This is a genomic window from Bacillus piscicola, assembly GCF_022458745.1.
Classification (GTDB): Bacteria; Bacillota; Bacilli; order Bacillales; family Marinococcaceae; genus Alteribacillus_A; species Alteribacillus_A piscicola.
Map to the genome: position 1 here is coordinate 84,825 of NZ_JAJJJF010000010.1, position 26,148 is coordinate 110,972.

The following is a 26,148-nucleotide window of genomic DNA, read 5'->3' on the forward strand; positions in this document are numbered from 1 at the left end:
GTCCCAATACGTATACTAACACCCTCGAATGCTTTGGCATTTCGAGGGTGTTAATGCTGGTTGGTTACTATACACGGGCAAGTGCCTGTTCAAGGTCTTCCCAAATGTCGGAGTCGGATTCTAGTCCGACGGAGAGACGGAGCAGTTGCTCGCTGATCCCCATTTCTTTGCGGCTCTTCGGAGGCACAGCTGAGTGGGTCATACTGGCAGGGTGTTGAATTAACGTTTCTGCATCACCGAGACTGACAGCGATGTGGATGAGCTGCAGCTCATTCATGAAACGTTGAGCAGTTGTTTTGTCTCCGTTCAATTCGAAGCTAATTAAGCCGCCAAATTGCTCCATTTGCGCAGCGGCGAGATCATGCTGTGGGAAATTTGGGTCTCCTGGGTAATAGATGTTGTTTACTTTTGGATGGTCTTTCAATTGTTCGAAAACAGCCTGCGCATTTTCACAGTGGCGCGTCATACGCAGACCTAGCGTTTTGAGGCCGCGCATTAAGAGCCAGGCATCAAATGGTCCGAGTACGCCGCCCATGTCTTTTTGAGCAGATTGGCGGACACGGGAAATAAAATCTTTTTTTCCTACGGCCAGTCCGGCGACAACATCACCGTGACCGCCGATATATTTTGTCGCACTGTGCAGGACGACATCCGCTCCAAACTCAAGCGGCCGTTGCAGCATAGGTGATGCAAAGGTATTGTCGACGACACAATGAATGTCTCGTTTCCTTGCGATGGAAGTAGCAAGCTTAAGGTCCACCAACTTCATCGTCGGGTTGATTGGCGTCTCGATATAAATGACTTTCGTTTCAGGACGGATCCGGGAAACGATCGCTTCTTCCGTATCCATTGGAATGAGATCGTAGTCAACTTGGAAGCGTTCCTTCAGCATATCTAGCAAGCCAAACGTACAACCATAGATCCCCTCAGAAACAAGGATGTGATCGCCCGTTTTGACAAGTGATGTTAATACAGAGGAGACTGCCGCCATCCCTGAACTGAATGCAATGCCTTCTTCACCGTTTTCAAGATCTGCGATTTTCTCTTCGAGTTCTCGAACGGTTGGGTTGCCGAGCCGGGAGTAAATGTAGCCGGCTTCTTCGCCGGCAAAGCGCTTCTCTCCTTGTTCCGCTGAGGTAAAGGAAAACGTTGATGTCTGGTGAATCGGCGGCACAAGACTGCCGTGATCACCTTGCGATGAATGGGTGCCGTGGATAAGACGTGTATCAAGTTCTTTTTTCTTCATCGTGTTTGCCTCCAGACAAATTATTATACGTATGAATCAATTTTACAAGTGCTTTTCTAGATGAAATATTTCCTGAAAATCAAAAAAGCACTATATTATTTTTGAATCATTCGTATTTGAATCAAACTAGATGATAAACACGAACAGTATTTTTTTAATCTAGAAATGATTCGTTGAAAGCAGTAAAATCTGTTGTTGATTGTAACGGAAAGCGTCCACCTGCAGTGAAAATCAACCTTCTACACTATATACGAATAGTTCGGGTTCTAGTATCGGTATTTGCTCCTTTTGCACCAAAAAAGTACATGCTTCCTATAATTCGAGTAGTTCGCGGATATCATCTTCGGATAAAGAGGTTAGGTTCGTCTCGCCGGATTGGATGACTTGGTCAAACAGTGCCTTTTTCTTTTGCTGAAGTGCTTGAATTTTTTCCTCAATGGTACCTTGGGAAATAAGTTTGATCACCTGAACGACGCGTTTCTGCCCGATACGGTGCGCACGGTCGGCTGCTTGGCTTTCGATTGCCGGGTTCCACCATAAATCGAATAAAATGACAGTATCGGCGCCGGTTAAATTCAAGCCGGTGCCGCCTGCTTTCAAGGAAATAAGAAAGGCATCATGCTTACCACTGTTAAACTGCTCTGTCATTTGCAGACGGTCTTTGCTTGGAGTGCTTCCGTCCAGGTAGAAAAAAGACAGCCCCTCTTTTTCCAGTGCTTCTGATATAAATGCAAGCATCGTCGTGAACTGAGAAAAAATAAGCATTCTTTTCCCGCTTGCCTTTGCCTCTTTGAGAAAGACAATTAGTTCATCGAGCTTACCGGAGCCACCGTCATAGTCTTCGAGAAACATGCCTGGGTGGCAGCAGAGTTGTCGCAGCCTTGTTAAGTTTGCCAAAATATTCATCCGGTTCTCTTGAAAGGTGCCGGTCTTTAACTGCTGGGCGGTCTCGTTCTTAATTCGGTTTAAGTAAGCGACATACGTTTCACGCTGGTTTTTTGTTAGCTCGCAATGAAGTGTTGACTCAATCTTATCGGGCAGTTCGGTCAGCACTTCTTTTTTCGTCCGTCGTAAAATAAAAGGTGAGACACGGTGCCGGGTTTGATCGGCAGATAAGGCTTTAAACGATTTGATATCAGGAAACAATCCGGGCATTAACACGGCAAACAACGACCAAAGCTCATCAATACGGTTTTCAATCGGTGTCCCGCTCAGAGCAAATACTTTTTCTGCCTGCAACTGTTTCACTGCGCGGAAGGTCTTGGATGTATGATTTTTAAGCGCTTGGGCTTCGTCCAGAATTAAGCCGTGGAAGGTCACCTTCTCATAAAATTCGCTGTCACGACGGATAAGCGGATACGAGGTGATCAGTATATCGACCCCCTCCAGATTAGCTGCCTGCTGTTCGCGTTCCGTCCTGGAGCCGTGCACCAACTGGACGGTAAGACCGGGGGCGAACATTTTTGCCTCTTTTTCCCAATTAAAGATCAGGGAAGAAGGGGCAACGACTAGAAAAGGTGGAGCATCCGGGCGTTCCTCTCTTTCCGATAAAATATAAGTGAGCGTCTGGATCGTTTTTCCAAGACCCATATCATCGGCTAAAATACCGCCAAATCCGTACAACGATAATGCTTTTAGCCATTGAAAGCCTCGTTTTTGATAATCACGCAAATTTCCGTGCAACGCAGCAGGCACCGCGGTCTCCATTTTTTCCGGTGAGCGGATGTCTTCCAGGAGTTTCTCGACACTGGCCGCTTTGTTCCACTGTCTCCCTGTGTTTAAATACTTATCTGCTTGGAACGCTTTGTAAGCAGGAAGACGGAGTGTGTTGTCCTGCAAGTCGGCGGTGCTTACTCCTGTTTCGGTCAAGAAATCTTGTAAGCCGGTCATTATATCGTCGTCAAGCGCAATAAAACGCCCGCCATCTGTTTTATGATAGCGTTTCTTTTCTTTTAAAGAGATCATCAGGGCATGTAGTTCCTCTTCATTTAAGTCATCGGTCTGAAAGGATATATCAAGCCAGCTGAGGCTTTCGTCTAAAGCGGATTCAATGTTAAACGAAGAAGCAGGGACGAGCAAATTTTCTACCTCTTGGGTCATGAAAACATCTGCCTTTTCATGCAGCTCAGGTAAAATGGAGGTAAGAAAATAAAAAACAGCCGCCTCGTCTGTAATCGTCAAAGATTCACCGTTCCAATGAAATCCTGCTGTTTCGATAAGCTGCCGTAGTTCTTCTTCTTTGCGGGTGTCACGGGCGATGATGACGTCCTCTTCGGAATAATGCCTATCCTCTGTCACGGCATGCAAGGAATGGGGTCCGTAGACGAAAAGTGGATCGGCGGTCAGTGCATCCTCTTTTTTGTCTAAGTAGATTTTGGCCTGCAGGGGATGTTTCTCCACACGCTTGCCCACTTTGTCTTCCACGCGGAGACGCCCTTGCGTCTGCAGCGTGGGAACGAGATTCGCATATACTTGTTCTACGTCCTTTTTTTCTAAGTGCAGCCTGCCTTTTGGTGTTTTCATCAGCAGTTGGTACAACCTCGCCGTATCGGCATCCGCTTCCGTCAGCTCATATAATCGGTCGTTCCAGTAATAAAAAGAGGTCAAGCTGATTTTGCGTGGCGGATACTCAAAGGACGAATATGTCAAATAATAGTCACGATCCTCTTTGTGAAGTTGAAAAGAACCCGGCCACTCTCTTTTTACTGTTAACGGGAACGAGTATCCGGCAGCAGGTTTTACATTCACGTCACTGCATGCAAGCAAGGATCGGAGCAGTTTTTCCGCTGCTACGGGTGGAATGGTGATCGCATTTTTAATGTTTACCTTTGAAAAAAAGCTGATCTGCCGTCCTGTCCACTTTTGGGTTTGGAGCACTTCCTCTAGCTGTTGAATGACATCAAGATCCTGATTTTCCACATAATGGTAGGTTGGGTCAAACGTGAAGGTTTTCGTGATCGGAAGAAGCGAGCGTTCGCGGATGGCCGCAAAAAAACGCGCGGGCTCTTTAACGATGAAACGTTTGCCAATTCCGATCTTCAATTCCACAGAAAAGAACAATTCTTTACGCTGTTCGTAGTCGGTATGAAAAATGAGATTATACTCGACTTGGAGAGGCTCGCCTATCGTTTCTACTGCTTCGGAACGGCCCGCAAAATAATCTAGAAATAACTCTTTCACAGGTGCGGTCATTCTGCTTTCATGGTTTGGGGAGGAGGACCGCACTGGTTGTCTTAAAGGCGCATTTTGAACGGGAGAAAGAGTTAACAGAAGTGCCGCGATGTGCTTGCAAATATCCATACCCCCCTCATAGGCAGGACAGGAACACTCGCACTCCTGCAGGTCACCGTCTTCATGAAAAAGCACTCCGGTGCTGTAACGCTTTGTACCAGTGACGTAAGCCGTCACCCTTGTATGAGAGCCGGCTCGATTGTGGCTGGTGATTTCGACTTTCTCGTTCATCCAGTAGGGAAGGGCACGTGAATAGATCGTATCCCCCGCCAGCCGGCGTATTTTATCTTTTGTTAAATAACGCAACGTGAAGCCACCTCCGCGTAAACATGCATAATGACCATTTTAACATAAGACAAAAGTGAATTTCTTCTAACTGCTTCGATAAAAAAGCGAACACATACGATGGTGTTTGATTGGGTGGTTGGTTTTGCGGCTGGTTTGTGGTAAAATCCATATGTTCATAACGGGCGGCTTTTGGGAGGGACGAAAGCCATTTGCATGTCAGGAAGGGCAGGCTGCGTCTGTTTTAACGTGCCAAGCGAGAAGATGGACAGCATTGCGAACGTCCAATTGTCACGTTGACGGAACTTGCAAAAAGAAAGACAGGAATGATCATGCTTCAGCTTGAAAAAGATAGAAAGAAGGGGAAACAAAACAGTGAATACTGCAACAATAAAAAAAGATTGGTTTGGAAACATTCGCGGTGACGTACTCGCCGGGATTGTCGTCGCCTTAGCCTTGATCCCGGAAGCAATTGCATTTTCTATTATTGCCGGGGTGGATCCGATGGTTGGTCTGTATGCGTCATTTTCGATGGCGGTCGTAATTGCCTTTGTCGGCGGACGACCGGGGATGATTTCAGCTGCAACCGGGGCAATGGCGCTGTTGATGGTGACGCTGGTTGCCAACCACGGGCTGGAATACTTACTTGCGGCAACTATTTTAACAGGCGTCCTGCAAATTATTATCGGGTTCAGTAAATTGGCACAATTGATGAAGTTTATTCCGCGCTCTGTTATGGTTGGATTCGTAAACGCGTTAGCTATCTTAATTTTTATGGCTCAGATTGAACATTTTCAAGGGGAAGGCTGGATGATGTACGCACTTGTTGCCTTGACCTTATTTATTATTTATCTATTCCCAAAAGTAACGAAAGCGGTACCGTCGACGCTGGTTGCAATTATCGTTGTGAGTGCGCTCGCGATTTTCATCGGGGCAGATGTGCGTAATGTAGGAGACATGGGGGCTCTTCCTGATACACTTCCTGTCTTTCTCCTGCCGGAAATCCCGCTTACATGGGAGACACTAACGATTATTTTCCCATACGCACTGGCTCTTTCGGTTGTCGGGCTGTTGGAATCTCTCTTGACGTCCTCCATTGTGGACGACATGACGGATACAGACAGTGATAAAGATAAAGAATGCCGCGGCCAAGGTTATGCGAATGTTGTCACAGGGTTCTTCGGTGGAATGGCCGGCTGCGCCATGATTGGACAGTCTGTCATCAATGTGAAATCAGGCGGCAGAGGACGGTTATCAACCTTTGTTGCCGGGGTGTTTCTTATGTTTCTGATTATCGTGCTTGGCAATCTAGTAGTCCAGATCCCGATGGCCGCTCTCGCTGGTGTTATGATCATGGTGTCGATCAGCACGTTCGACTGGAATTCACTGAGAATGCTCACGCGCGTGCCAAAGAGTGACTCTGTGGTCATGCTTGTGACAGTTACCACGGTCGTTATCACGCATGACCTGTCTAAAGGGGTGTTTGCTGGTGTGCTCTTAAGTGCGATTTTCTTTGCGGGTAAAATTTCGAAAGTGAAGATAACCGAACACGTCGCCGGCTCCCACAAAACATATGAAGTGGATGGCCAATTATTCTTTGCCTCTGTCACTGACTTCATGGCGGGTTTTGATTTTAATGACGATGTCAGCCATGTAAAAATTGATCTTACCAAAGCTCATATCTGGGATGATTCGGCGGTAGAAGCGATTGAGAAAGTGAAAGCGAAGTTTGTCCAGAAAGAGATCGAGGTATCCATCAGTGGACTAAATAAAGAGAGCTCACAGCTCATGAAGAGGTTGAACGGCTTGTCCGGTCATTAAAAAAAGTGCGTCCTTTACGGGGGACGCACTTGCTTTTTTCGCTCATTTCCCACACGATAGAAAGAAAATGTAGTCTTATGAAAAGAGGTGCAAGTTATTTATGTATCAGAATGTACTGCTTGCGGCTGATGGCTCAGAGAATTCATATCGTGCCGCCGACCATGCAATCGGACTCGTAAAAGGCGAAAAGGACGCCCGTGTTGATATCATTTATGTTGTCGATGGTTCTGCATCTAAGTCTGATGTCCTGCAATATGGTAATAGCCATTTAATCGACCACAAACGAAAAGAAAAATTAGCGCCTATTGAAGAAAAGTTACAGGAGAATGGCCTATCTTACGATGTTCATATTGAACACGGGGAACCTGGACCGACCATTGTCAAATTCGCCAACAACAGCGACTATGACTGCGTCGTTCTTGGGAGCCGCGGCTTGAGCCAGCTGCAAACAATGGTACTCGGCAGCGTCAGTCATAAAGTAGCAAAGCGAGTCGAATGTCCTGTGATGATCATTAAATAACAACTTGACCAAGAAGGGTCGGGAGAGCATGTCTCCTGACCCTTCTTGTGCATCTTATTGTTTCTTACCGCTTATTAAACGGTGGGTTTGTGGCTTTGAGAGCGTAAGAGTAAGTCTATGAAGCTGCCGGCAATCATTCCGAGAAACAACTCTTGAATATTCAGCGTTCCTTCGGCAATACCATACAGGAACCCTATGCCACCAAAAATAATCGTATAACGGACGCGTACAATCGTATTAAAATAAGGAAAGGAGGCTTGCAGACTCTCCATGAAAAATGGAGAAAAGTAAACGGCAGCGATCAATACTGCAATTATGACAAATAACACGTTCATCATCGTCACTCCCTGGTTCAGTTATCGCGCTTTACCAGTTCAGCCGGTAATACTTGCCGACCGATCAGGCTTTTACGTATAACCTCTGTCTCCTTTCCTCATTTCCTTTCTATCTAATGTTTAAACAATGTGAGAGAGTGGCTTGTACATTATCTTTAGTACGACAGCAATCAAGAAAGTAGCAGCAACTGCAGCAATAAGCCCCAGGAGAGTACTCCCCGTCGTGCCGAGCACAAGATAGCCGATTAAGGAGCTCACGGCGACAAGAACCGCGTACGGGATCTGGGTCATCACGTGGTCAATGTGGTGGCTTCCGGCCCCTGTTGAGGACAATATCGTCGTATCGGAAATTGGAGAGCAGTGGTCTCCTAAAATCGAACCGGCTAGTACCGCGGCCAGCAGCGGCAGCATCATCGTTATATCAAGTGTAGCTGCGATTTCTCCGGCAATTGGTAAGAGGATCGAAAAGGTGCCCCATGATGTTCCAGTAGAAAACGCCATAAAGCCCGCGAGTAAAAACAACAAGGCTGGCAGTGAAAACAATGGAATTTTACCATCAATGAAAGTGGCCATATATTTTCCCGTGCCGAGTTCATCGATAATCGTGACGATAATCCACGCCATAATCAGAATATAAATGGCAGGGAGCATCGATCGAACACCAATCCAAATGGTCCGCCAGAAAGAAGAGGCGGATGGGCGCTTCCGGACCGTGAAAAAGATAGCGGCAAGAAGACCGATCAAACCGCCATAAACGAGTGAAGAAGCGACATCTGTTTCGGCAAAAATGGATAAAAGCGTAATAGATTCGGCCCCTTGCACACCTGTGAAAATGATGAAAAACACGGTGCATGCAATCAATAAGAGAATCGGCACGACTAAATCTCGGACGTGTCCCTCTTTTTCCTCCAGATTCTTGTCTTTTCCACCGATAATACTGGCATGCGCAGGGTCAAACATCTGACCTTCCACGATGGCTCGTTTTTCATGAGTGCGCATCGGACCGAAATCAAGTTTCCAAATAATAACAAGAAATAGAAATAAAATAGCGGTAAGCGCATAAAAGTTCATCGGGATCATGAAAACAAATGCTTGCAGGCCGCCAATGTCTGTCAGGCCGTGACTTCTCAGAACATCCGCAATGATGGTAATGATATAGGCGCCCCAGCTTGAGAGCGGGGCAATGACGCAAATCGGTGCGGCGGCTGTATCGACAATATATGCGAGCTTCGTCCGCGAAATCTGGTGTCTGTCCGTCAACGGCTGGCTCACCTGTCCCACTGTCAGACTGTTAAAGTAGTCATCAATGAAAACAAGAATACCTAAAAAAAGCGTAATTAGCTGGGCACCTGTTCTCGTTTTTACACGCCGAAGCGCCCACTCTCCATAGGCACGACTCCCACCTGAAAAACTAATTAACGCTGCCATCACTCCGAGAATCAGTAAAAAGAAGATAATATATAATTCCCAATTGTTAAGAGCCCCATCGGTGACAAAAATACCAGCAAAGGTATCCCAAATGAGAGAAAGAGCAGCAAGAGCAGACCAGTCACCAAGAATGAGAGCCCCAATGAGAATACCGGCACCAAGAGACGGAAGAACTTTCCTCGTAGTGATGATCATAAGTAGCGCTAAGAGTGGGGGCACAAGCGAGAGAATGGATGGGTCTTCCATATTTCCGTTCTCCTTTCCTAATTATACAAATGAAAAAACTGCCAGGGCTTAGTGCCAGGCAGTTGATACGGTAAAGCCGTTCAGTTGCCACGAAGATTATACCAATCTCCGCTGCGGGTGCGCAACTTAATTTTTAGGAAAACCTATAAAGGGAGGGCTCTCGACTGGAAAACACAGGGATGTTCTTCCGTGTCTCTGCCGTCAGCTTGAAGTCGATATCGGCGACAATCGTCTCTTCCTGATCGTTGGATGCTTTGGCGACCGTGTTTCCCAGGGGATCAATGATCATGGAGCGTCCTGCGAACTCCGTTCCGTTATAGGATCCCGCACGGTTACAGCCGGCAACGAACGCTTGGTTTTCAATCGCGCGTGCAGTTAGCAGTGTTTCCCAGTGACGGGCCCGGGCTGCCGGCCATTCCGCCGGGATTACAAACAAATTAGCTCCGTCAACAGCAAGCGGACGAAATAATTCCGGAAACCTAAGATCATAACAAATGGAAACAGCTGCTTTCATGTCTTGATGATGAAGAAGGGAAGGAAGCTGTTTCCCCGGTGCCATATAACTTGGCTCCTGAAGCATCGGAACGAGGTGGATTTTATCATACATCTCTGCCGTTTCCCCGTCCTTCGTTATCACCACCGCCCGGTTCACAACACCGTTTTTCGTTTTGGCTGCGTAGGAGCCTCCAAACACGGTGAGCTGGTGAGTCGCTGCGATTTCTTGTAAAAAGGAAAGAATCGTATCATTGTTTTCTTCCACGGCAAGATCAGCAAGAGCTTCAAGCGTGTAGGCTGTTGTCCACAGTTCCGGAAGCACAATCGCATCTGCTTGATGAACGGTCGCTGCTTCTTTTGCCCATGTCGCTACTTTTTTGCAGTTCTCACTCGGCTCTCCCGGAATAATATCCATCTGAAACATCGCTAATTTCATGCGTAACCCCCCTAAAAGTAAATCGCTTTCTCTATATTACAGGGTAACATGGACTGTTGCGTAAGACGGTTATTTTCGAAAGGAATTTTCGTAAAATGTTAATTCTGGGTATTTGTCGGCGGCTGTTCTCATTTGAAACTCGTTGTCAAACAAGGCGACGATACGTCCATCTCGATCTGTCGTTAAATTACGTTGGCGTTTCTTAAACTGTTCCAGAGCGGTGTCGCTGCCATCGACCCAGCGTGCAATTGAAAAAGGCAGGCGCTCAAGACGAATGTCAGCATTGTATTCGTTGTTGAGTCGGTATTCCATTACTTCAAACTGCAGGACACCCACGACCCCGATAATCTGCTGTTCGGGATAACGATTATACGTATGAAACAGCTGAACAGCACCTTCTTCTGTTAACTGCTGAAGCCCTTTTTCAAATGACTTGTGCTTCATCGCGTCCTTGACAGAAATGACGGCAAAATGTTCCGGCGAGAAATGGGGCATTTCCGCAAATTGAAAGTTGTCTTTTTCGGCGAGCGTATCGCCAATTCGGAAAGTGCCTGGGTCATATAAGCCAATAATATCTCCGGCATACGCTTCTTGGATGATACTGCGGTCTTGAGCAAGGAATTGAGTTGGCTGTGTGAGACGCAATGATTTCCCGAGACGAACGTGGTTAACGTGCATGCCTTGCGTGTACTTACCCGATGTAATCCGTAAAAAAGCAATACGGTCGCGATGTTTGGGGTTCATGTTCGCTTGAATTTTAAAGACAAACCCAGAAAACGAGTCACGAATCGGTGCGACAAAACCTTGATCACTTTCACGACCAACAGGAGACGGTGCCAGGTGCAAAAAGTGCTCTAAAAAATTTTGAACGCCAAAATTGGAAATGGCACTTCCGAAGAACACCGGAGTGAGCTCGCCGCTTTTAATTTTATCCACGTCATACATATCACCCGCCACATCCAAGAGTTCGATCTCTTCACGAAACTGTGCTAAGAAAGAGGGATCAATGAGTTCATCTAGGAGCGGGTCATCCGGACCGGTAATTTTTTTTACTTCGACGTGCGCTGGATTGTCGGCGTTGTATAACTCTACTTGTTGCTGGTGTCGGTCATAAATGCCATAAAAGTCACGGCCCATACCGATCGGCCAATTCATTGGAACGGAGCGGATGCCAAGCAGATTCTCCATCTCCTCCATTAACTCAAACGGATCGCGCCCTTGCCGGTCTAATTTATTAATAAACGTAAAAATTGGAATACCACGCATGCTGCATACTTTAAAGAGCTTTTTTGTCTGCGCTTCAACCCCTTTGGCGGCGTCGATCAGCATTGTCGCCGAGTCTGCAGCAGTAAGCGTCCGGTACGTATCCTCACTAAAGTCTTCGTGTCCCGGCGTATCCAAAATATTAATGTGATGGCCTTCGTAGGAAAACTCCATCACGGAGCTTGTAACGGAAATGCCACGCTGTTTCTCGATTTCCATCCAATCACTCGTCGCGTGTTTCGTGTTTTTCTTTCCTTTTACGGTCCCGGCTTCCCGAATCGCTCCGCCAAAGTAGAGGAGTTTTTCAGTCAGCGTCGTTTTCCCGGCATCGGGGTGAGAAATGATCGCAAACGTTTTCCGTGAATCTATTTCTTTTTGTAACGTACTCATTTCATTTATCCTTTCTTACTTAAAACTTCCCTGTTAACGGTTAAGTAAACCATTTTATCATAAACGATACAACCAGTGATCACAATAGGAAGTGAAAATGACAGAAGGTTTATGTGTCTATCGCGGGCCGGTGAACAGGAAGGAAAAAGCCAGCAGGTGCCCTCGAAAAGGGCGGTGCTGGCATTACGAAAGATCATGTGCTATAGGAAGGGTGTTGCTGAAGTGCTTGCTCTAATGTTAAGTACTTTGGGATGCTTTGGAAAGTTATCCCTAAATGAACGATAGTTTGGGAAAGCTCCGGACGCATGCCGGATATACTCGGCTCAATGCCTAATAGTTTCAACGCGTCAATTAATTGTATGAGATGCTGGGCGAACCACGTGTTAATCGTATTAATACCAGACAGGTCGATAATAATAGAGGTGAGATCCAACTCAGTGGCTCGTTCGAGTGTCCGTTGCTGAAGAAACTCCGATCGCTCATCATCCATGTCACCAATAAGGGGCAGTACAGCTGTTCCAGATTGAATTGGCACGACAGGAACAGATATTTCCTGCATTTGTTTCTTGGCAAGGTCAAGGTCGGCAATATGCTTATTCAAGAAGGCATGGCTAAACATCTGTGCCGTGTGGTCAAGAAAACTCTCAAATTTGCCATATATGATAAACGAATCGTGGAGAGATAATTGAGCGGCTAGGCACTGCTTTTCAATAGTATGTGTGATCACTGCGCGGAAATCAGGCAGGATTTTCAGCGCAGTGGATAGGTCGATATTATGTTCCAAGCAATAGTCCGCTGCCTGTTTTCCCCATTGCTTTATCAAGGAAGAAGATTGTATGTCGTCACTGGTGCTTCCGATAAGATCTTCCCCAAGCCTCTTAAAAAAAGATTCTCCAAGGCCTGGGTTATCATCTGAAAGAAAACGCGCATTCCGATTCTGTGAGTTTTTAGTGATTTGGTTGTTTAAATGTTCACTATTTTTGATAATCTCTTCCCCGATTGTCTTCAAAACACGAACTCGGTCTTTCATTGTTTCAATCCTTTCTCCGAATAATGATGGATCAATTGGACCGGACTCACAACTTAAATCCTATACCCTATTTGTACCACAACTAAACCTTTTTTTAAAAATATAATGTCTTAGGAATCTAAAACATCCTCGGCAGATACAACAACATTATTCAAAATTGTAAAAAACACCCAATTTGTCTCTTGAAAAAAGTAAGCGCTGCTAAATGGAAGGTAAGTAAGAAGATGAACAATAGGCTGTTCATGTCTGCCATGACAAGGAGGGTTAGGAATGAGTACGAAATTCGCTGTACTCTTTACTAACGGGAGTCATTGCAACAGGGATGGTCGTGGCTTGTGGGGATGTGGAAGAAGATCCGGCGCTGAATGATGGACCGGCAATTGAAGATGATGCTGACGGAATGGGTGACATGGAAGAATAATGACATAAAGAAGCACAGGCCTTGGAGAAAGGCTTGGGCTGCTATTCGTTATAGCACAAGGGTTTTCGACTATGTGGGAAATGTGTTTCAGGATGATTACATTTTTATGTTAAAACTCGTGTATATAGACCGATTGCCTAGCTCTAGTAACTAGTTCTTTTTTCACGATCTTGCTCTTACTTCCCAGTCTGTTGTTAAATCGTTGCGATGACATAGAAGCATAACAGGACGATGGACTGAAAGAAAATTTATTCACAATTTGGCAATAAATCCCCCCTCCCTTTCATAGCTTAATTTATATGGCATAATGATTGCGGAGGTGGAGAAAATGAAAAAAATTATTTTAGCACTTGCTGTACTACTTGCTTTCCCTGTAGCGGTAAATGCACAGGAATGTTATACGGTCCAAAAAGGAGATTCTTTCGGAGAGGTAGCCAGCAACTTTCATCTATCTATCTATGAACTCATGCAAGCAAATCCGCAAATCCAAGACCTGGATTGGATATTCATAGGAGAAAAGTTGACTCTCCCTGAAAAAGCACAAAATGAGCAAGAATCCGCAAAGCAAGATAACGTATCGAAAGAGGAAGCAGTTCCAGCACCGGAAGCTTCGCAACAGGAGAATACAGACAGCCAAGAAACAGCTCAGCCGGAAGCGGAGCAAAAGGCGGCCCCTGAACAAGAATCAGCTCAAGAAGAAACGGTTACCGAGAAAGAACCAGTAAACGAACAAGAAACAGCAACCGAAAGTCAATTTGAACAAGAAGTCATTCGATTAACAAATGAAGAAAGAGCAAAACAAGGTTTGGCTCCACTGAAAGCCTACAGCGAGCTCTCTGATGTCGCACGTGACAAATCAAAAGATATGCGTGATAACGGTTACTTTGATCACAATAGTCCAAATTACGGAAGCCCGTTTGATATGATGGAAACATACGGAATTGACTTCCGTGGTGCGGGAGAAAATATTGCAGCCGGTCAAAGAACACCTGAACAAGTAGTGGAAGGCTGGATGAACTCTGAAGGACACCGCGCGAATATCTTAAACAAAGACTTCACCCATATCGGAGTCGGTCATGTAGAAGGCGGAAACTATGGCCATTACTGGACGCAGATGTTTGTTACGAAATAAATACAAGCAATACAGCAGCAACGAGAGCAGGTCTCGGTGCTGCTGTTTTTTTGGGGGATCCGTTTGATCAAACTACAGTGGCAAAATATAAAGGAACACTAAAAAGAAATGCAAGATGGTGCCACCGAGGACAAAAAGGTGCCAGACTGCGTGATGATAAGGGAAGTGCCGCCACATATAAAAGATCGTCCCGACACTGTACAAGAGTCCGCCGCCGATGAGAAAAGCGAGACCCCCCGCCGGCAGTCCTTCCGTGAGAGGCTGCCAAGCAAAGACGATCACCCAGCCCATTAACAGGTAAAAAACGGTAGACAAGAACCGGAACTTTTTAACAAAAAAAGCTTTAAAGACAATGCCGGTTACGGCCAGCCCCCAAACGACACCGAGTAAGGACCAGGTTAACGAGCCATCTAAGACGTGGAATAGAATAGGCGTATATGAACCGGCAATAAACAAATAGATCGAGGCATGGTCAAATATTTCAAAGAGGTCTTTCGCTTTTCCTGCCTTTAAAGTGTGGAGCAGTGTAGAGGAAATATACAAAAGCAGCATCGTCCCCCCATAAATCGACATACTGACAATATGCAGGGGACTCGCATAAAGGCTGGCAAAAACAATCATTAGGGAAAGCGCAGCAACACTAAGGACAATGCCAACCGCATGCGTGGCGGCATTTGCTATTTCCTCTTTTCGTGAAAACGTGTGTACGGCGGCCATAAAACATCTCCTTTTCAATATTTTGATGCTCATTTTAACTATATTTCCTCGGATGTGTAAAAACAAGGAGCACTGTCTGTTTAATCGAACCGCAGATGGATAAAATAAACAGAATAAGCTACACAAAACATATTTGTTGAAAAAATTGAGCAGGACAATTACCATCGGAAAAGTGAATTACTGAAAAAACAATGAATAAGAGGTGTGGAGTAATGGCAAAGATTTTAATTCCTTATTATAGTACGTATGGCCACATTTTTCAAATGGCTAAGGCAGTAAAGAAGGGTGCAGAAAAAGCAGGAGCAGAAGTGAAAATAGCAAAAATTGCCGAGTTTGAAGAAGTACGTAAAGCACTGTCGGAACGAGATACGTATGTGAAGGCACAAGAAGCACAAAAAGATATTCCAATTGCGACCCATGAAGATTTAACATGGGCAGATGGTGTCGTCTGGGGTGTTCCGACTCGCTACGGCAATATGCCGGCGCAAGTGAAACAGTTTTTTGATTCAGCTGGATCACTTTGGGCGAACGGAGAGCTTGAAGGGAAAGCTGCATCGGTGTTTACTAGTAGTAATACGATTCACGGCGGCCAAGAAACGACCGCGATCACGACTATTGTGCCGCTGCTTCATTTCGGATTTATTTATGTTGGGCTTCCATATGGGGACAACCCTGAACAAATAACAAAAGACGGGATTGGCGGTTCTCCGTACGCAGCATCTACAGTCGCTGGTCCAGATGGCTCTGCACAGCCAGATGACCGGGAACTCCTCATGGCCGAGCGTCTAGGGACCCGAGTAGCGAACGTGGCAGAAAAGCTGAAGTAAATGAAACAAAAAAACAGCGGAGGCATGAAACGCCTCGCGCTGCTGGGATTCGGTGTCTAATTATCTGGCAAAAACGTGGTTGCCAATGACTGTAGTAGTTTCTCTTGTTGCGATCCAATGATTGGTTGCTTTATCTGGATTGTAGAAAAAGAGTGATCCGTATCCTTGGCCTTCAAAAGTAAGTGCTTCTTTTACCGCCCTTTTTGATTCTGCGTCTGCCGGCTTGTTAATAGTGCCATTTCCAACCGGACTGAAAGAAGGATATCCGGTTGGAGACACTTCGTAAATAACGCCTTTGATCGTATTAGGAAAATCAGGACTTGGCACGCGGTTCAAGACAACTGTAGCAACGGCAACTTTTCCTGCGTATGGTTCTCCTTTTGCTTCGGCACTTACGAGGCGGGCAAGTAGTTCTTCTTCCTCTGCTGTAATACCCCCTGGAACCTTTATTTTCTCTCCTGGGTTGACGTTTGCAGAGCTTTTTCCATTTGCTTTCTTCAGCTCAAGGACGGAAACACCGTAATCCATACCGATTGACCAAAGAGAATCTCCGCTCTTTGCTGTATGAAGGGTAGCAGCCTCGGCTGCCGAATGTATAGTAAAGAGACTGACGCATAGTAAACCTATCACTTTCCACTTTTTAAACAAGTTCATAACCTCCTGGAATTGTTTTTGCAAAATAGCTACCGTAAGAATAGCAACTACCGATGGCTATTTCTCTAGGAAAACAATACCACCGCGAAAAGAGGCGTATAAAAGCATGGACGGATAGGTACTATACCGCATTTTTTAAAATTAGATGACGAATATGACGTGTTGTAATATTTCCGAAAGTTAACCTTTTTTTATAGATACTTCCAAAAAAAAACGGACAGTGATAGACGCTCACTGTCCGTTTTCTATTGTCACCCTTTATTCGACTGTTTCATATTCACTTGGATCGTTTGCAGGGAATGGTTCGTCGGCATCCATGTGGCCGAATAAAGTGGACTGCTCTTCGCCATCAACGAGAATTCTTGTTTGCTCATAGCCGAACTGTTGCATAATCAGCGCAATTTGTTCGGTCATGAACAATTCGCCGGTAGAGCCGAGGTTGGTGTCTAGAAGTTCCTTGGAAAAGGAAACGACTGCGGTGTCATCCTCCCCTTCAACGGATTGTACTTCAATTGGTTCGGGGAAGAAGGTTACTAATTTATCATGTTTCGGCCCGGCAACCCAGGCTTCTAGAGCTGCCTTTGGAAGTTCCTCTTCACTTGCAACTGTTACTTCCTGTTCCTCTTTATACGTCTCCAGCAGCTGGTCGTCCGGGAAGTAGAGTGTGACTGTTTCGCTCACCTCTCCTTCTTGATCATCAGATGCAGCTTCTTCACTCATTTCGGCGTCAGAGGAAGTTTCTTCACTGGATGATTCCTCTTCTGTAGCAGCATCTTCCTCAGCAGTGTTGTCCTCAGCCGGTTCCGCTTCTTCTTCCTCGACTGCTTGTTCGTTGTTTGTTTCATTCCCAGCTGCAGCATTGCTGGCGTCTTCCGTATTATCCCCGCCTTGTCCGCAGGCTGTTAATAACCCGATGCTGAGCATCAACGCAATTAATCCATATACATGCTTCATTGTATCCCCTCACTTTTCTATGATGCTGGTTCCTTGCTATTTCTTAGACGTGCTACGATAAGAAACAGTTACAGAAAGTGTAGAAAAAACAGGAAAAGAAGTCAAAAGGCTTTTCTCCTGTACCTTAACTAGGTTATTTTTCCTGGTTGTCCGTTTCGTGAAGATGCAGGTGTTCTAACTCCTCCAATTCATCGTTTATGTACAAAATCGTAAACAAAAGGATGACATCATCAGAAAAACGGTGGTGATGACTGATGGCAGCTGGGTGAGATGCACTCTCGCGCTTCTGCCAAAATTGGTCGTCGATTTTTTCAATTACGTCCCAGTGTTCTTCCGGGATACGGTGATCCGGGTCTGCAAGAATGAAGGCGATCGATTGTACGGCTTCTTTGACTAAACCTTCTTCTCTTGGTGTGAAAGTATCCGCATTTGGTTTCATGGTAAACAGTTGATGAAGGTGGTAGATAATCCGCTCAAGAATGTGAAGTTGGCGTTGTTCAAAAGTGAAAAAGCGTTTTTCTTTGGAACTGCGGCGGTGGTAGCGCAGTTCGTCTTTCTGGTAGTACGATAACTGAATCGAACGTTCCATCTCTTTTTCCAGCTTCTTGTACTGTTGTTCACCCGTTTTGATATCCGCATCTTCATAAAGAAAAGCTTGCATTCGTATGCGAAAAACTTCAGCCACTTCTTTAAAGAGGCGTTCGTTGCGCGCGGCGATTAAATGGGAAAAGTGCGGCGGCAAAATAATAAAATTCACAAGCGTTGAAACAGACAGCCCGATTGTCGTCGTCCCAACTCGTTCGAGAAACGAATAGAAAAGATGACCTTCGGAAACGGGAATCATTGCTACTGCCGTCAAGGTTGCAACTAGTGTGCCGTCCGTCAATTTTAGTCTCGTACAAATATAAATGGTTGACAAAGCCGAAAGCGTGTAAGTAAGTGGGCTGATGTCGAAGAAGTACGTGAACCCCATTGCGAGAGCTGCTCCGATAATAGATGCCGGCAGCCGCTGTACACCTTTGCGAATGGATGCCGCAGCCGTTGGTTCTAGCGTCACAATCGCTGTAATGACCGCAAAGGCTTCCAGCATTCCGAATAACCGGCAGATGAGCGCTGTCAGAAAGACTGCGATGCCTGTCTTTAAAATACGGCCACCAACAACACGTACTTTCCATTTTTTTTTCGTATCCATGTGAAAAACCTGCCTAGTTCCGAACGTAATAACCCGTACTTCCTCCATTCTACCATATTTTCCAAATATTAACCGAACGGACACAGGTAATTATAAAACTCATCAAACTTTCCATTCTTTTTCGGTGCGTAAACATGATATAATCACCAATGAATTAGGTGGCAGGTGATTACATGAAAAAAATGTCAAACAAAGCTTTACTTGCATTTGTTATTACGCTGGTAGCATTATACGGCATCTTGTACTGGGTGTTTGCGATTTTCGTATAAGTTCTGAAAAGCTCATGGTCTACGGACACAGGAGCTTTTCTTTTTAGGTATTTGTAACGCAGCGGGGGGAAGCGACGACTTATAGATAGGGAGTGTTCTTCGTGAAAGATGAATTCACAAGGTTATATGAGACGTATCACCACTCTCTTTTTCGATATATCTTCTATATGGTCCGTGATAAAGAAGCGGCAGAAGAGTTAGTGCAAGACGTATACATAAAGGTTTTACAATCTCATTCTTCTTTTAAAGGTGACAGCAGTGAGAAGACATGGCTCTATTCTGTCGCACGGCACACAGCTATTGATTGGGTTAGAATGCAAAATCGAAAAAAAAGAAAATGGTTCGGCTTACTCGGGCCGCTATCGCAAGAAGAGGTAGAAGATCCGGCTCCACTTCCAGATGAAATTATTTCGGCAAGAGATGATATTAGGGAAGTGTATAGAGCGATGGAAGACTGTACACCGGATCAGCGTCACGTGTTAATCCTTCGCTACATGGAGTCGCTGACGGTGAAAGAGACCGCTTCTACATTAGGATGGTCGGAAAGCAAAGTGAAAACGACCCAGCACCGTGCCCTAAAAAAGCTTCGCGATCTTATGCGGGAGAACGGAGAAGACAGCGAGAGGAGGGTGAACGGATGAAGCACAGAGATTTCGAAAATGACAAGGTAGAGAAGATGCTCGGACAGATGCCATTGATTAAGGATGAGCGGACCAAGGAAGAAATTTTTCGCAATATTGATGGAATTGCTGTGGAAAAGACGAGGCGGAGACAGAAACGGGCATATCCTGCTTTTTTAGGTGCAGCTGCCATCCTACTCCTGCTGGTGTTCCTGCCTCCCTTGATGAGCGGAACGAATGAATCGGCCGGTGATGTGCCAAAAAGTGCTGAAGTGAGGGGAGACGCAAGGATCCAAAGGGAAGAGCACAGCGAAGACGCGGCAAAAACAGTCCCTGATCAGAAGGAACGTGAAGCAGGGGAGGATAATCAGAAAGCAACAGATTGCAATCAGAAAGAAGAGGGTCTGGTAACAGGCGGGTCGCAGAAGGAAACGACAGAGAAAGCAAGAGAAGAATCGCGTGCAGTGAGCAGTAACAGCTTACCCGCTTCTGTATATGCTCCGGCAGTATCAACAGCTGACGTAGCAGACGATCAAAAGCCGGTTACAATACCGCTGCTTGCAAAGGATTCATCTATTATCGTACCGGTGACGTTTCTCGTTAGTGGACAGGAGGACTTGTTTGAAACATACTCCTCTCTGATAGAAGAGTATTCCGGAAAAGAAGCAGGGCTTGAGACTTCCCCGCTGCAGGACATTCACTTGGAGGAGGTAGGTAACGCTGAGACGCCGGCCACCAACGTTAAAGAGCTGTCATCTGAAGAAAACGGTGATCTGATTATCCGCAGTTTGGAAGAGAGTATACCTTTTATAAATGAAAAGAATGTATCGGTCCGATATGACGGCGAAACTGGGGCCCTTGGTGACTATGGGTTACTGGACCACTATGAAATCAAACGGGAGAACCGCGGCTATTACGTATACACAAGCCCCGCAGGAATATCTTTCCTTGTAAGCAGCAATGCGGCCGCGCTTCCGGTACGAGATGAAAGTGGTGCTCTCTATTCGTTTAGCAAGACACTCAAGCAGATGACGGCAGTGAGATCAGAGGAAGTAGAACCGCCCATTCCGGAAACAGTTCATGTGGAGAGGGCGGAGCGGAATGGTTCTGAGGCACAGGTCGTGTTTTCGAACGACAGTCGTCTGCCAGAATCCTGGAACGGCAACATTATGGTAGAAGCCATTCTGTTGGCGGCAGCCGATTTTGGGATTGAACAAGTGGAATTTTCCGGAGGCAAGATTGAAAAAATAGACGGATATGAGGCGGGGAAGTCGATTTCAGTGCCGCTTGCCCCCAATAAAATGCCTCCTGTCAGAATGGCAGGAGGCGGGAGAGAATACCGATAATAACGAGTAAAAGAAATGCCCAGCCGATTAAGCGAAGGACCCGTTGTGAAGACAGATAACGCCGTTTTTTCCAGCGGTTCGGGTCAAAGGAAACACCCCTGTCTCTTGCCGGAGCAGTAATATGGAACGGGACAGCGTTTTTTACAAACAAAGGTGCGAGGAGAGCGCCTGAAATAAGGCCGAAGATGTGAGCAGAAATGTTAATCCCCGGGTTTAAAAATGTCATCACTACTCCTAAAATAAGAATGACAGTAATGATCTGGGCATTCGCAGCATCGATTAAATCTTTTCGAAAAACAATCATATACAAATAGACGCCAAACAATCCGAAAATAGCACCAGAAGCACCTAAGTGCGTATAGTAAGGCCCTGTCAGTAAAAAGGTGGCGATGTTAGCAAGTACACCTGTACCGGCATATATGATGATAAATTTCACTTTGCCGAGCATTCTTTCAAGGGCCGGCCCAAACAAAATTAATGAAAAAGAGTTGAAAAGAACATGCGCAGCACCGATGTGCAGGAAAATCGGTGTAAGAAGCCGCCAATACTGACCATGCGCCACTGCGTTGTTATTGCCAATACCTGCTTCGAGAAGGAAGCTGCCGAAGGGAACGAGCCCTCCGCTCCACCTTGATAAATTGATCCATAGAAAAAGAACAAGATGGATGAACACGAGCGTGGTGATGATCGGATAATTTTTTCTGAAAGAATAAAACGTTTCATTTCGTATAAACATGATTCATCTCCTCAAGGGATGCTTGCTCACTTCGAAAGCATAGATTGCGATGGTTTTCTTCATAGTAGCATATGAGAAAAGTAGAAGGCTAATGCCAACTGCTAAGAGATAGGGGTAATCAAGGATGATTTACGGTGTTGGACTCGACATTATTGAACTGGCGCGGATTGAACGACTGCTTCTGAAAAGTGACCGTTTTGAAAAACGAATTCTCACAGATGAGGAGCGCGAACGTCTTCGCGCTTATTCAGGAAGAAGAAAGGTGGAGTTTGCGGCTGGCCGGTTTGCGGCAAAAGAAGCATTTGTGAAGGCGGCTGGTACCGGAATTTCAGGTACATATGGTTTTCAAGATATAAACATTTCAAATAATTCGGCAGGAAAACCGTGTCTTACTTTCCCGGATGCTGCTGGGATGCGGGCACACGTTTCTATTACACACTCTAAAGAATATGCGGCAGCTCAAGTGATTTTAGAAAAAGTCGAGCTCAGTGCTAGTGATTTCTAACATATCTGGAAGGTTTGTCTCATAGAAATATATTGCGGTTAGGAGGGGCCTGTCATGCAAGTGGTTACCGGTGAAGAAATGCGAGAAATGGACCGCTATACGATGGACGTCTTAGGGATGAATGAAGAGGTGTTAATGGAGAATGCCGGCCGCGCTGCTGCTCACGAGCTCGAGAAGCTGTACCCGGCGCTTTCTGAAAGGAAGATAGCTGTACTGGCTGGCAAAGGCAGTAATGGCGGTGACGGATTTGTAATTGCACGTACCTTGCTGGAAAAGGGAATGGATGTACATGTGTGGCTGCTGGAAGAAGAAGAAAAGGTACAAGGAGCAGCCCGCTATCACTTTCATTTGTACGAGGCGTGTGGTTATGAGTGGAACTGTTTTTCGGACGGGGAGCTATTTCAAAACGGTGCGTATGACCTTTTTATCGATGCCATGCTCGGAACCGGGATTACTGGAGAGCTTCGCCCGCCTTACAGGAAGGCAGCCGAGGTAGTAAACAGCTCAGCAGGGGATGTTGTTGCTATTGACATTCCAAGCGGGGTGCCTGCTGGTGAAGAAGAAGTGCCGTCGGTAACGGTGAATGCGGATGTAACGATTGCTATTCAATCACCGAAGTGCAGTGCCTATTTGTATCCGGCGAAGGAACATTACGGCCGTCTTACCGTCGTTGATATCGGGCTTCCACAAAAAGCCCGGCAACACGTGCCGGTAAAGCGGAGACTGTGGACCGATGTAGAAGCCAGAAGCACACTCCCGAAGCGCGCAGCAGCATCTCATAAAGGGGATCACGGAAAAGGCCTGCTTATTGGAGGTTCATCCACCATGCCCGGTGCTGTATCGCTTTCCGCCTCAGCTTGTTTGTACAGTGGCTGTGGGCTTTTGACGACGGCGGCTCCAGACTCGGTCGTGCCGATGATCGCAGCACGTGTGCCGGAAACGATGTTTCTTCCGCTTCCTGATCAAGAAGGCATTCTCGGGCATGAAATAAGCAGGACGGATTTTCAACTGGAAGCCTTTGACGGTGTTGCAGCCGGGCCGGGGTTAGGAAGAACAGAAGAAGTGAAGACTCTCATCCGTCGATTGCTCAAGGAGGTACAAGTTCCCCTCTTGCTCGATGCGGACGCGCTTTACTATTTGCCGGAATTAGAGTCGGAAATGAAAGAACGCCATGCACCGCTTCTGTTAACCCCGCATCCGGGAGAAATGGCAAGACTCGCGGGGCTTTCGGTTCAAAAAGTAAACCAGAACCGTTTTTCCCTTTCGAGACAGTTTGCCGAAGAATATGGCTGTTATCTTGTTTTAAAAGGGCCGAATACAATTGTAACGACCCCAGAAGGGATGCAGTTTATCAACACGACGGGCAATGAGGCGCTTGCAAGGGGCGGGACCGGAGATGTGTTAACCGGGATCGCACTCGGGATCTTTCTTCAAGGAGAAGACATTGCCGCTTCCTTGAGTAATGCTGTGTATCTTCACGGGTTGACGGCCGAAATAGCGGTTGAGCGGACAGCTGCATCCCACCCGCTTGCAGCCTCTGATTTCATTCACCTTTTACCACTTGCATTTCGTTCCATTATCTTGTCAGATTAAGGTTCCCTCCTTTGTCGTTATCTTGCGGACAAAGGAGAAATGATAACGTGCGCAAATTATTGCTTTTTAGTATCGTGCTGTTCATGACGGCTGGAGTGTTGGCAGCGTGCGGAGAGAAATCCCAGGAAGAGGTCGTCCGAGAGCTTGATAAAAAGCTTCAAGACATGGAAGGATACAAAGGGAAGGCAACGATGACCCTCGAAACCGGTGAAGAACCTCGCTCATATGACGTGGAAGTATGGCACATGCAAAACGAAAAGAATAAATACTATAAAGTTGATTTAAAGAACGAGAATAAAGAACAAAACCAAATGATTATTCGAAATGATGACGGTGTTTTTGTATTGACGCCAGCCCTGAATAAAAGCTTCCGTTTCCAAAGCGATTGGCCGAATAACAATAGCCAAGTATATCTCTATGAGTCTCTCCTATCCGATATCTTAATGGACGCTGAACGGACATTTGCTGTTAACGAAGGCTCTTACGTCTTCGAGACAAAAACGAATTACCAGAACAAAAATTTAAACCATCAGGAAATTGTCCTGGACGCAAAAACGCTTGCCCCAAAAACAGTAAAAATCTATGATGCTGATTTTAAATTACTGGTCTCTGTTACATTCACTGAATTTAAAGAGGATATCACGTTTGACGACAATGATTTTGATACAGAGAAAAATATGTCAGCCGCTAATTTAGATGTTCCGACCGCTGCCTCTGAAGCTGGCGAAGATGAGCAGGAAGGAGACGTATCCTTTGAGGTCGTCTATCCAACTTTTGAACCGCAGGGATCTTCTTTAGTCGATACGGAAGAAACAACCACTAAAAACGGGAAAAAAGTCGTGTTATCTTACGTTGGTGATCAGTCTTTTACTATTGTAGAGCAGGCGGAACGAGTCAGACCGGCTTCCGCCAAAGTAGAAGTAGGTGAGGGTGAACCAGTTGATCTTGGGTTTGCCGTTGGTGCACTGACAGATGATTCCTTGACATGGAGTTACAATGGTGTCGAATACTTCCTCGCTTCTAATGACTTAACAAAAGCAGAGATGGCGGCGATTGCCCGCTCGATGGACTACGCTACCGAGGACATTAAGTAAAAATAGCGCATACCTCAAAAGACAGCCCCTGCTTTTGAGGTGTTTTTTTTGATTGCGGCTGCTGGTCCTGTTTCGATATATCTAGTTTTTTTCATACAGATGACCTTGTTGACATTTCCTCCCTATCACACGAATAATCATGATATAATCTGCTAGATGGAAGCGACAGCATAGGAGAAGATAGCATGGCCTATAAAACAGCCTCAACGAGAGAAACATGGGCGGAAATCCGCCTTGATTATATTCAGTATAATGTTCGGGAAACAAAAAAACAGTTTGACCAAGATATCCACGTGATGGCGATGGTGAAAGCAGACGGGTATGGACACGGGGCCGTGGAAACGGCTAAGGCAGCGCTCGCTGCAGGAGCGGAGTTTATCGGTGTTGCGCTGTTTGATGAAGCACTCGAGTTGCGCGATGCCGGGATTGCGGCGCCAATTCTTGTTTTGGGAAGAACGCGTCCAGAAGATGCGGCGATTGCGGCGAAGCGCCATATTCGTCTTACCGCTTTTCAAAAAGAATGGTTACTTGAAGCAGAGAGCCATTTAGAAGTGGGAACGACCCTTTCCATTCATATTAAACTAGATACGGGAATGGGGCGCTTCGGACTGGTTGAAGATGCAGAGATTCACGATTTCATGCAGACGCTGAAAATCTGTTCAAGGTTGAAAGCAGAAGGTCTTTATACCCATTTTGCTACTGCTGATGAAAAAGAAGCGGACTATTTTCAGCAGCAATATGCTTGTTTTTTAGAGCGGATTCAATTAGTGAAAACCCACATAGATACATTCGACTTTATTCATTGCGGAAATAGTGCGGCGAGCCTGCGTTATCCGGATCAATGCTTTAACATGATTCGACTCGGCATCGCCATGTATGGACTCTCTCCGTCGAAAGAAGTCGAAGATGAATTCCCGTTCCCGTTAAAGACAGCTTTTTCCCTGCACAGCCGAATTGCGCAGGTGAAAAAAGTGCCGGCTGGAACGAATATTGGCTACGGATGCACTTACGTATCTGACACAGAAGAATGGATTGCGACGATTCCGATTGGCTATGCGGACGGTTGGTATCGCTGGCATGCAAAGAACGGCGAAGTGCTGGTGAACGGAAGGCGAGCGCCAATCGTCGGCAGAATCTGCATGGACCAAGTGATGATCCGGCTGCCCGTCCATGCTCCGGTAGGCACAAAAGTTACACTTGTCGGAAGCCAGGGCGATGAAGTGATTACAGTAATGGAAGTAGCAGAACGACTGCAGACGATTACGTACGAAATCCCGTGCATGATAAGCCACCGCGTGCCTCGTCTATATATCAAATAAAAGCTCTTTGCAAAACAGATAATGAAATGCTATTATGAGGATA

The 26,148-nt window shown here is 46.0% G+C and carries 22 protein-coding genes; 10 read left to right on the top strand and 12 right to left on the bottom strand.

What is annotated here, in order from left to right; all coding sequences use genetic code 11:
- Positions 1-67 precede the first annotated feature (67 nt).
- Positions 68-1,246 (bottom strand): methionine gamma-lyase, encoded by a 1,179-nt coding sequence (gene megL, locus LOR49_RS14070; protein WP_240377407.1) that lies wholly within the window; start codon positions 1,244-1,246, stop codon positions 68-70.
- A gap of 312 nt (positions 1,247-1,558) precedes the next feature.
- On the bottom strand, positions 1,559-4,783 hold the full coding sequence (locus LOR49_RS14075) for a DEAD/DEAH box helicase (protein WP_240377408.1): 3,225 nt from the start codon (positions 4,781-4,783) through the stop codon (positions 1,559-1,561).
- A 354-nt stretch (positions 4,784-5,137) separates the two neighbouring features.
- Between LOR49_RS14075 and LOR49_RS14080 the strand changes: the two genes are divergently transcribed.
- Positions 5,138-6,583 (top strand): SulP family inorganic anion transporter, encoded by a 1,446-nt coding sequence (locus LOR49_RS14080; protein ID WP_240377409.1) that lies wholly within the window; start codon positions 5,138-5,140, stop codon positions 6,581-6,583.
- A gap of 100 nt (positions 6,584-6,683) precedes the next feature.
- A complete protein-coding gene (locus LOR49_RS14085) occupies positions 6,684-7,103 on the top strand; it encodes a universal stress protein (protein WP_240377410.1) in 420 nt (139 codons plus the stop codon).
- A gap of 74 nt (positions 7,104-7,177) precedes the next feature.
- Here the strand turns inward: LOR49_RS14085 and LOR49_RS14090 are convergent, their stop codons facing one another.
- The 5 genes from LOR49_RS14090 to LOR49_RS14110 all read right to left on the bottom strand — a co-directional run bounded on the left by LOR49_RS14090 (position 7,178) and on the right by LOR49_RS14110 (position 12,726).
- Positions 7,178-7,441: a hypothetical protein gene (locus LOR49_RS14090; protein WP_240377411.1), complete on the bottom strand. Its 264-nt coding sequence runs from the start codon at positions 7,439-7,441 to the stop codon at positions 7,178-7,180.
- A 117-nt stretch (positions 7,442-7,558) separates the two neighbouring features.
- Positions 7,559-9,112, bottom strand: coding sequence for a Na+/H+ antiporter NhaC family protein (locus LOR49_RS14095; protein WP_240377412.1), 1,554 nt, complete (start codon positions 9,110-9,112; stop codon positions 7,559-7,561).
- A gap of 133 nt (positions 9,113-9,245) precedes the next feature.
- On the bottom strand, positions 9,246-10,043 hold the full coding sequence (locus LOR49_RS14100) for a carbon-nitrogen family hydrolase (RefSeq protein WP_240377413.1): 798 nt from the start codon (positions 10,041-10,043) through the stop codon (positions 9,246-9,248).
- 69 nt (positions 10,044-10,112) lie between these two features.
- On the bottom strand, positions 10,113-11,696 hold the full coding sequence (locus LOR49_RS14105; RefSeq protein ID WP_240377414.1) for a peptide chain release factor 3: 1,584 nt from the start codon (positions 11,694-11,696) through the stop codon (positions 10,113-10,115).
- Positions 11,697-11,889: 193 nt separating this feature from the next.
- Positions 11,890-12,726, bottom strand: a complete 837-nt coding sequence (locus LOR49_RS14110; protein WP_240377416.1) for an STAS domain-containing protein — start codon at positions 12,724-12,726, stop codon at positions 11,890-11,892.
- A 749-nt stretch (positions 12,727-13,475) separates the two neighbouring features.
- Here LOR49_RS14110 and LOR49_RS14115 point away from each other — a divergent pair.
- Complete coding sequence (locus LOR49_RS14115; protein WP_240377417.1) at positions 13,476-14,279, top strand: CAP domain-containing protein; 804 nt, start codon at positions 13,476-13,478, stop codon at positions 14,277-14,279.
- A 72-nt stretch (positions 14,280-14,351) separates the two neighbouring features.
- Here LOR49_RS14115 and trhA read toward each other — a convergent pair whose 3' ends face one another.
- Positions 14,352-14,996 carry a PAQR family membrane homeostasis protein TrhA gene (gene trhA / locus LOR49_RS14120; protein ID WP_240377419.1) on the bottom strand — a complete coding sequence of 215 codons (645 nt, stop codon included), beginning with the start codon at positions 14,994-14,996 and terminating at the stop codon, positions 14,352-14,354.
- 212 nt (positions 14,997-15,208) lie between these two features.
- Here trhA and wrbA point away from each other — a divergent pair, with 212 nt between their 5' ends.
- On the top strand, positions 15,209-15,823 hold the full coding sequence (gene wrbA, locus LOR49_RS14125) for an NAD(P)H:quinone oxidoreductase (protein WP_240377420.1): 615 nt from the start codon (positions 15,209-15,211) through the stop codon (positions 15,821-15,823).
- A gap of 60 nt (positions 15,824-15,883) precedes the next feature.
- Here wrbA and LOR49_RS14130 read toward each other — a convergent pair whose 3' ends face one another.
- From LOR49_RS14130 to LOR49_RS14140, 3 genes are all read right to left on the bottom strand, one after another.
- Entirely contained in the window at positions 15,884-16,477 is a 594-nt protein-coding gene (locus LOR49_RS14130) for a cell wall hydrolase (RefSeq protein ID WP_240377421.1), read from the bottom strand.
- A gap of 258 nt (positions 16,478-16,735) precedes the next feature.
- Positions 16,736-17,431, bottom strand: coding sequence for a GerMN domain-containing protein (locus tag LOR49_RS14135; RefSeq protein WP_240377422.1), 696 nt, complete (start codon positions 17,429-17,431; stop codon positions 16,736-16,738).
- Positions 17,432-17,564: 133 nt separating this feature from the next.
- Positions 17,565-18,623, bottom strand: a complete 1,059-nt coding sequence (locus LOR49_RS14140; RefSeq protein ID WP_240377423.1) for an FUSC family protein — start codon at positions 18,621-18,623, stop codon at positions 17,565-17,567.
- 370 nt (positions 18,624-18,993) lie between these two features.
- On the opposite strand from LOR49_RS14140, the gene LOR49_RS14145 reads away from it, so the two are divergent.
- Together LOR49_RS14145 and LOR49_RS14150 are read left to right on the top strand one after the other, a co-directional pair.
- A complete protein-coding gene (locus tag LOR49_RS14145) occupies positions 18,994-19,533 on the top strand; it encodes an RNA polymerase sigma factor SigX (RefSeq protein ID WP_240377424.1) in 540 nt (179 codons plus the stop codon).
- Positions 19,530-20,858: a hypothetical protein gene (locus tag LOR49_RS14150; RefSeq protein ID WP_240377425.1), complete on the top strand. Its 1,329-nt coding sequence runs from the start codon at positions 19,530-19,532 to the stop codon at positions 20,856-20,858. The genes LOR49_RS14145 and LOR49_RS14150 overlap by 4 nt, the downstream gene beginning before the upstream one ends.
- Here the strand turns inward: LOR49_RS14150 and LOR49_RS14155 are convergent.
- Positions 20,824-21,594 (bottom strand): rhomboid family intramembrane serine protease, encoded by a 771-nt coding sequence (locus tag LOR49_RS14155; protein ID WP_240377427.1) that lies wholly within the window; start codon positions 21,592-21,594, stop codon positions 20,824-20,826. The two genes, LOR49_RS14150 and LOR49_RS14155, sit on opposite strands and share 35 nt — an antisense overlap.
- A 124-nt stretch (positions 21,595-21,718) precedes the next feature.
- Here LOR49_RS14155 and acpS point away from each other — a divergent pair, with 124 nt between their 5' ends.
- The 4 genes from acpS (at position 21,719) to alr (ending at position 26,105) form a co-directional block, all read left to right on the top strand.
- A complete protein-coding gene (acpS, locus tag LOR49_RS14160) occupies positions 21,719-22,099 on the top strand; it encodes a holo-ACP synthase (protein ID WP_240377429.1) in 381 nt (126 codons plus the stop codon).
- A gap of 54 nt (positions 22,100-22,153) precedes the next feature.
- Positions 22,154-23,692 (top strand): NAD(P)H-hydrate dehydratase, encoded by a 1,539-nt coding sequence (locus tag LOR49_RS14165; RefSeq protein WP_240377430.1) that lies wholly within the window; start codon positions 22,154-22,156, stop codon positions 23,690-23,692.
- Between the two features lie 47 nt (positions 23,693-23,739).
- Complete coding sequence (locus LOR49_RS14170) at positions 23,740-24,786, top strand: LolA family protein (RefSeq protein ID WP_240377431.1); 1,047 nt, start codon at positions 23,740-23,742, stop codon at positions 24,784-24,786.
- 185 nt (positions 24,787-24,971) lie between these two features.
- Positions 24,972-26,105, top strand: a complete 1,134-nt coding sequence (gene alr, locus LOR49_RS14175) for an alanine racemase (protein ID WP_240377433.1) — start codon at positions 24,972-24,974, stop codon at positions 26,103-26,105.
- Positions 26,106-26,148: the final 43 nt, after the last annotated feature.